The organism is Candidatus Thioglobus sp., from assembly GCF_028599055.1.
Classification (GTDB): domain Bacteria; phylum Pseudomonadota; class Gammaproteobacteria; order PS1; family Pseudothioglobaceae; genus Thioglobus_A.
On the sequence record NZ_JAQRMS010000070.1, the window covers coordinates 1 to 6,502 of the forward strand.

A 6,502-nucleotide genomic window follows, 5' to 3' on the forward strand; every position below is an offset into this window, starting at 1 on the left:
TGGACAACGAGCGAGATTTTGTTCGCTTTGTTGAAGGCATGTCACAAGGGTTGGTTGCCTATCCAACTGAAGCACTCAGCCTTAAAGAAGTGCAAGCCATGTTATGATTGGATTTTTTGGTGGCTCCTTTGATCCTGTTCATCTTGGGCATTTAAATAACGCAGTACAAATTAAACAACAATTAGATTTGTCAGCTCTATATTTAATGCCTTGCAAAGCGCCAGTTCACAAAAACGCCTTGACATTTTCAACTCAACAACGTCTAGATATGCTGCATGCAGCTGTTCAAGATTTTCCAGATTTGGCAATTGATGAACGCGAAATTAATTCAGATGTTGAGTCTTATACCATTCACTCACTTAAGCAGATTAAACACCAATACCCGCAACAATCTATTTGTCTAATTATTGGCATGGATAGCTTTAAGCAGCTCAGTAGCTGGAAAGATTATCTTGAATTTCAGCAGTACTGTCACTTAATTGTACTAGCAAGGCCTGGCCAAGAAAAACCTGCTGATACTTATCATTTTAAATTGGTTAAGCATAAATCTGAACTTGCCAAGCAAGGCGCAGGGCTACTATATTTTGCCAATACTAACTTACACGATATTTCCTCTAGCAAAATTCGAGGTATTTTGTTTGACACGACGGCTAATGGTAAAATACGCGCTAAGCAAAACTTGGCTGAGCTCCTGCCTGCCAGCGTTATTAATTATTTGAGATAAAACCATGAGCCTAAACCTAGAAGCACAACTAAAAGTTGTTACCGACACCATTGACGAATTAAAAGGCGAGGATATTGTAACGCTTAAAGTACTTGATCAAAGTGCTGATATTGAAGCTATCGTAATTGCCACAGGTCGCTCTGTTCAGCACGTTCGTGGTATTGCCAACAACATTAAAATTGAAGCAAAACGCCTTGGCATGCAAGTTTCAGGTGTCGAGGGCACAGAAACTGGCCACTGGGTTTTGGTAGATTTAGCCGAAGTAGTGGTGCATGTGATGACTGAAAAAACCAGAGAGTTTTACAAGCTAGAAAAACTTTGGACCGGTACTGATAACGACTAATAGCCATGAAGATTAACTTGGTTGTTATTGGTAAAAAAATGCCAGATTGGATACAAACCGGGATTAATCATTATCAAAAACAACTGCCTGCGCAACTTAATTTTAACCTGATTTCCCTAGAGGCACAAAAGCGCAAAGGCAAAAATATTGAGCAAATTAAAGCACTTGAAGGCGAGCTTATTATTAAAGCCAGTAAAGATTCAAGCCTGGTCATTGCCTTTGACGAACATGGTAAACAACACAGCACTAAAACCATTGCCAAATATTTGGGTGATTGGCAACAAAATGGCGAAACTATTTCGCTTATTATTGGTGGTGCAGATGGGCTTAGTGACGAGGTAAAAAACCATGCCAATCAACTCTGGGGGTTATCCAATTTAACCTTACCCCATTCCATGGCAAGATTACTAGCCGTTGAGCAACTATATCGTGCCCATTCATTATTAACCAACCACCCCTACCATCGTGATTAGCGGCAGCTTTTGCCCTTCTGACTGCGTTGAACAATTAAAATATTTCAATCACATAGTTCCACCTATGCTTGATCAATATTTTGATTGCCCGCCTTGCAGAAGAACAAAAAGCTTGCTAATGGTTAGCGGTATAATCGCATCAAAAAATCAATAAACATCATTATGAAATTAGAACTTATTAGCTTTAAACTTTGCCCTTTTGCACAACGTGCAATTATTTTGCTTAATACACAGAAGATTGACTTTGAAATTACCTACATCAACCCCATGGATCCGCCAGATTGGTTTAAAGAAATCTCACCAACGGGGCAAGTGCCGCTATTAAAAGTGGATGATCAAATTGTGTTTGAATCGTCTGTGATTACTGAATTTATTAATGATATTAGCACCACTTCTATCCATCCTGATAATGTTGTGCAAAAGGCTAATAATCGCTCTTGGATTGCTTTTTCATCTGCCATGTTTGATGATTTATTTGGCTTAGTAACGGGTGACAAGGATAAATTCAACGCCTCAAAAGAGGCTTTGTTTAATAAATTAGCTAAACTAGAATCAGCCAAAAATAGTGATGCTTTTTTTAACGGCAGCGACTTCAACATGATTGACGCCGCTCTAGCGCCGATCTTTATGCGCCTAGCTTGGATTAATGAATTTACTGATAACGCTTTGTCTATTGCTGAATTCAAACACTTAAGCGCCTGGAGTGATGCAATTTTAGCCGTTGAAGAAGTAGCCACTTCTGTGGTGGACGGACTCGATGATGTTTACTACTCAAATATCGAAGGACGTGAAGGCCACCTATCTACCCTACTAGTTGACGAATAGTCTTAAGCTAAAGAATCGCTAGAACGTTTTCTGGCGGCCTGCCAATTACAACCCCTTTGTCAGTTTTTACAATAGGGCGTTCAATTAAGATCGGATTGTCAATCATTGCTTGTATTAACTGATCTTTCGTTAATGATTCATCGTCTAGATTGTTATCTTTGTACGGCGCTTCAAACGTGCGCATGAGTGATCTTGCGTCCATATCAAGCTCAACTAACAGTGCTTTTAATTCGTCTGCGGTTGGTGGTGTATCAAGGTATTTAATTACTTCAAAGTCAGTGCTCTTTTGCTCTAAAATTCCTAGGGTTGATCGAGATTTACTACATCTTGGATTGTGATAAATTATTGTACTCATTATAAATATTATTATGAAAAAACTACTTATTATACTTGCGCTGTTATCAGGATACGCCCACGCAATTACGGTTAATGAAATTGTTGACGCTGCCAAACAGGCGCGTGATCAAGCCGGGAAAATAACAACCCCTATTTTTTCATTAACTGATACACAGGGCACTATTCACACGGATCAAACTACCAAAGGAAAATACTTAGTGGTTAATTTTTGGGCTACTTGGTGTCCGCCTTGTTTAAAGGAAATTCCTGCTTTTGTAGAATTTTACGAAACCAATAAAGATAAAGTACTGATCCTAGGTCTTGACTATGAACAAGCTGATAAACGCGCCATTGCTGATTTCACCGACACCTTTATGGTTAGCTACCCGATTATTTTATTTGATGAAAATAACGGGCCACAATTTTCAAGATTTGGCGAAGTATTTGGCATGCCAACCACGTATGTTTACAATCCTGAAGGTCAGTTAGTTGACTTTAGAATGGGTGAGATGGATATCGAATCTTTGCAAGCGGCGATTTCAAAGTAATACCATATTCAATAAATAATTATATTAATACAGGGTTATATTTATGGTAGTTTTGTTGGTAAAAAATCTAGCCTTACTTATTGATAAGGCTTATATTTTTTATAAATAAAAATGCCGTGAAGGTGAGCTTGTATTGGTGTAATTATTTATTGAATATGGTATAACCAAGTTTTAGCGCTTTCTCCTTGGTCACGCACCAACTTCGGTACTAAATAGCCACTCAACTTGGCTTGCAGCTGGCGGTGTAATTTAAGCGCTTTTTCATCTGTCACAAAATAGTGCTCAGCACCCTTCACTTTATCCAACATGTGTAAGTAATAAGGCAAGATTCCTGCTGAAAACAACTCAAGACTAAGCTTTGTTAGCGTGTCTAAATTATCATTAACGCCTTTTAACAGTACTGATTGATTCAGCAAAGTCACATTTTCAATTTTTTCGATATTTTTGCAAAATGCTGATGATAACTCATTTGCATGATTAATATGAGTCACCAGGACCACTTTTAGCCGTGTTTTTGCTAGTATTTTCTCTAATTTAGCGGTAATTCGACTTGGAATAACCACTATTGAGCGAGAATGAATACGCAGCGTTGTGATATGTTTAAAATTTTCAATTTTTTTGATTAGTTGCTCAAGTTTTTCATCACTCAAACTAAGTGGATCACCCCCACTTAAAATAACTTCATTAACCGCAAGCTGCTTTTCAATATAAGCTTCAACCGCTGGCCAATTGCTCAACGCATCATGCTGCGTATAATCAAAATTTTGCCTAAAACAATACTGGCAATGGATAGCACAAACCTGAGAAGTGATTAACAATACTCGGTTAGGGTATTTGTGAATCAACCCATCAACCGGTGAATGCTGCTCATCATTTAGGGGTGACAATGAATAAGCGTTATCAACACCCTGTATTTGTGGAAGCACTTGCTTTAGCAGCGGATCATTCGGATTGTTTGGATCAATCAGCTGAGCATATTCCAGGGGGATTTTGATCGGAAATTTATGATCAGAAAACACCTGAGTATTGAAAAATTCATTACTCTGATTAGCGCCTTTAAGCACTTTTCTGGCTTGCTGATTCCATTTATTCATAGACGTAAAAAAAGCCCCGTCAGGGGCTTTTATAACATTCAACTACTTAAGGATTAACAAAAGTTAGCGAAGTTTTCGTCTGAATGATCTTGACCATCTTCGTAGCCAGCTTCATACGCTTCAGTTTTTCTTTGCTCTTCAATTTCAGGATTTTCTAAGAAGCCTGCAACCCACCCTTGAATGTAGTTGTCGTTTACGCCCATTTCTTCCATTTTTTTAACGCCTTCGTAGTAAGTCATTGCTGTTACTCCTTAAATAATGTTTATAATTTTGTTGCTTATATCAGAGCGTTTTTCAACTGACATAAGAGAAAGATAATATTATAACCATTAAATTCCATAAGGCAAGAAAAATCCATGAATTTATCAGAAATAACCAACGGTTTAAATGACAAACAACATCAATCAGTTGCACTCGATGATACTCAGAATGCCTTAATACTAGCGGGTGCAGGCAGTGGTAAGACGCGTGTCTTAACACATCGCATTGCTTATTTAGTCACGCAAAAAAATATTCATACTGACAGCATTTTGGCCGTTACCTTTACTAATAAGGCCGCTGCAGAGATGCGCGAACGACTTGGTGCCTTATTAAGACGCCCTATTCAAAGCATGTGGGTAGGCACATTCCATGGCTTGGCGCATCGTCTATTGCGTACGCATTATGAAAAAGCCGGATTGACTTCTGGTTTTCAAATACTTGACGCTCAAGATCAAATGCGCATTATTAAGCGCTTGATGAAAGAAAACAACATTGATGAATCTAAATTTCCAGTTAGAAAAGTGCAGTGGTTTATTAACCAGCAAAAGGATGAAGGTGTACGCGCACAAGACGTAGATCCGGGTTATAACTTTTTTGTTAAAAAAAGCTTGGAAGTTTTTGTACTGTATGAGGCGCATTGTCGCGCCAATGATTTAATTGATTTTGCTGAATTACTAGTACGAAGCTATGAACTACTAAAAAACAATATTGAGCTACTCGAGCATTATCAAGCTCGCTTTTCTCATATTTTGGTGGATGAGTTTCAAGATACCAATACCGTGCAATATAAATGGATCCAACAATTATTCACCGGCAATAATAAAGTATTTTGCGTGGGTGACGATGATCAATCAATTTACGGTTGGCGTGGTGCAAAAATTGAAAATATCACCAAATTAGAAACTGATTTTGCACCCATACAAACCATTCGCCTTGAGCAAAATTATCGCTCAACCGGAAATATTTTATCAGCCTCTAATGCCTTGATTGCCAATAATTCTAATCGCATGGGTAAATCATTATGGACAGATTCTGGCAATGGTGATCTGATTAATATCTATGAAGCGCGCACTGAAACCGATGAAGCAGATTATGTGGTTCGTGCTATTCAAAAAAATATAAAAGATGGCGATAAAGCTAGCGACAATGCCATCTTGTATCGATCAAACGCACAGTCTCGTGTGTTTGAAGAGGCGCTGATTAAATACAATATTCCTTATGTTATTTATGGTGGCTTACGTTTTTTTGAGCGCGCTGAAATTAAAGATGCCTTATGCTATCTACGCATGATTGAAAGCTCGGCTGATAATGTCGCCTTTGAGCGTGTGGTGAATTTTCCAACACGCGGGATTGGCAACGCAACTCTGGAAAAGGTGCGAGAATTTGCACGTGATGAGCACACTAATTTATTTCAAGCCGCCAGACAAGTAGTGCCAGCCCTACCAACGCGCGCTGCTAATGCGCTCACTGGATTTATCCAGCTGATTGAGCACATGGCCGATGACAGCAAGCATTTAGAGTTAAGTGAAAAAGTGGCTTATTTATTAAAAGAATCCGGCTTAATGGCACATTACAGCAACGATAAAACCGACAAAGCTGGCAGTAAAAAAGAAAACCTCGAGGAGTTGATTTCTGCTGCCAAGCAATACAATCATGAGGAAGATAGTGAAATGAATGAGGTGGTTGGGTTTATCTCACTCGCCTCGCTAGATTCAAGCGGTGACGCCAACACTCCAGCTGCTGACAATGTGCAACTAATGACCATTCACTCTGCTAAAGGCTTGGAATTTCCCAATGTATTTTTAGGGGGTCTTGAAGAGGATTTGTTTCCTTCTAGACAATCCAAGGATGAACCACATCTGCTGGATGAAGAAAGACGCCTATGCTACGTAGGTATG

Annotated in this window: 9 protein-coding genes; 6 read left to right on the forward strand and 3 right to left on the reverse strand. The window is 38.9% G+C overall.

The features are described from left to right. Window positions 1-103 precede the first annotated feature (103 nt). The 4 genes from nadD to PSN35_RS05425 all read left to right on the forward strand — a co-directional run bounded on the left by nadD (window position 104) and on the right by PSN35_RS05425 (window position 2,365). Window positions 104-724: a nicotinate (nicotinamide) nucleotide adenylyltransferase gene (gene nadD / locus PSN35_RS05410; RefSeq protein ID WP_300030542.1), complete on the forward strand. Its 621-nt coding sequence runs from the start codon at window positions 104-106 to the stop codon at window positions 722-724. A gap of 4 nt (window positions 725-728) precedes the next feature. Then, complete coding sequence (rsfS, locus tag PSN35_RS05415) at window positions 729-1,067, forward strand: ribosome silencing factor (RefSeq protein ID WP_300030545.1); 339 nt, start codon at window positions 729-731, stop codon at window positions 1,065-1,067. 5 nt (window positions 1,068-1,072) lie between these two features. Beyond that, entirely contained in the window at window positions 1,073-1,540 is a 468-nt protein-coding gene (gene rlmH / locus PSN35_RS05420; RefSeq protein ID WP_300030548.1) for a 23S rRNA (pseudouridine(1915)-N(3))-methyltransferase RlmH, read from the forward strand. A 162-nt stretch (window positions 1,541-1,702) separates the two neighbouring features. After that, window positions 1,703-2,365 carry a glutathione S-transferase family protein gene (locus PSN35_RS05425; RefSeq protein WP_300030551.1) on the forward strand — a complete coding sequence of 221 codons (663 nt, stop codon included), beginning with the start codon at window positions 1,703-1,705 and terminating at the stop codon, window positions 2,363-2,365. A 7-nt stretch (window positions 2,366-2,372) separates the two neighbouring features. Here PSN35_RS05425 and arsC read toward each other — a convergent pair whose 3' ends face one another. Then, window positions 2,373-2,720 (reverse strand): arsenate reductase (glutaredoxin), encoded by a 348-nt coding sequence (gene arsC, locus PSN35_RS05430; protein WP_300030554.1) that lies wholly within the window; start codon window positions 2,718-2,720, stop codon window positions 2,373-2,375. 13 nt (window positions 2,721-2,733) lie between these two features. Between arsC and PSN35_RS05435 the strand changes: the two genes are divergently transcribed. Next, on the forward strand, window positions 2,734-3,249 hold the full coding sequence (locus PSN35_RS05435) for a TlpA disulfide reductase family protein (protein WP_300030557.1): 516 nt from the start codon (window positions 2,734-2,736) through the stop codon (window positions 3,247-3,249). A 146-nt stretch (window positions 3,250-3,395) separates the two neighbouring features. Here PSN35_RS05435 and epmB read toward each other — a convergent pair whose 3' ends face one another. Both epmB and PSN35_RS05445 read right to left on the reverse strand, forming a co-directional pair. Next, window positions 3,396-4,343 carry an EF-P beta-lysylation protein EpmB gene (epmB, locus tag PSN35_RS05440; RefSeq protein WP_300030560.1) on the reverse strand — a complete coding sequence of 316 codons (948 nt, stop codon included), beginning with the start codon at window positions 4,341-4,343 and terminating at the stop codon, window positions 3,396-3,398. A 53-nt stretch (window positions 4,344-4,396) separates the two neighbouring features. Continuing rightward, window positions 4,397-4,582 carry a hypothetical protein gene (locus PSN35_RS05445; RefSeq protein WP_300030563.1) on the reverse strand — a complete coding sequence of 62 codons (186 nt, stop codon included), beginning with the start codon at window positions 4,580-4,582 and terminating at the stop codon, window positions 4,397-4,399. Between the two features lie 117 nt (window positions 4,583-4,699). On the opposite strand from PSN35_RS05445, the gene PSN35_RS05450 reads away from it, so the two are divergent. Beyond that, on the forward strand, window positions 4,700-6,502 hold a 1,803-nt coding region (locus PSN35_RS05450; RefSeq protein WP_300030566.1), incomplete at its 3' end, for a UvrD-helicase domain-containing protein.

What these genes read in the sequence shown, in the direction of transcription:
- rlmH (WP_300030548.1), top strand. Translation starts at nt 1,073, where the DNA reads ATGAAGATTAACTTGGTTGTTATTGGTAAAAAAATGCCAGATTGGATA.
- PSN35_RS05425 (WP_300030551.1), top strand. Translation starts at nt 1,703, where the DNA reads ATGAAATTAGAACTTATTAGCTTTAAACTTTGCCCTTTTGCACAACGT.
- epmB (WP_300030560.1), bottom strand. Translation starts at nt 4,343, where the DNA reads ATGAATAAATGGAATCAGCAAGCCAGAAAAGTGCTTAAAGGCGCTAAT.
- PSN35_RS05435 (WP_300030557.1), top strand. Translation starts at nt 2,734, where the DNA reads ATGAAAAAACTACTTATTATACTTGCGCTGTTATCAGGATACGCCCAC.
- nadD (WP_300030542.1), top strand. Translation starts at nt 104, where the DNA reads ATGATTGGATTTTTTGGTGGCTCCTTTGATCCTGTTCATCTTGGGCAT.
- arsC (WP_300030554.1), bottom strand. Translation starts at nt 2,720, where the DNA reads ATGAGTACAATAATTTATCACAATCCAAGATGTAGTAAATCTCGATCA.
- rsfS (WP_300030545.1), top strand. Translation starts at nt 729, where the DNA reads ATGAGCCTAAACCTAGAAGCACAACTAAAAGTTGTTACCGACACCATT.
- PSN35_RS05445 (WP_300030563.1), bottom strand. Translation starts at nt 4,582, where the DNA reads ATGACTTACTACGAAGGCGTTAAAAAAATGGAAGAAATGGGCGTAAAC.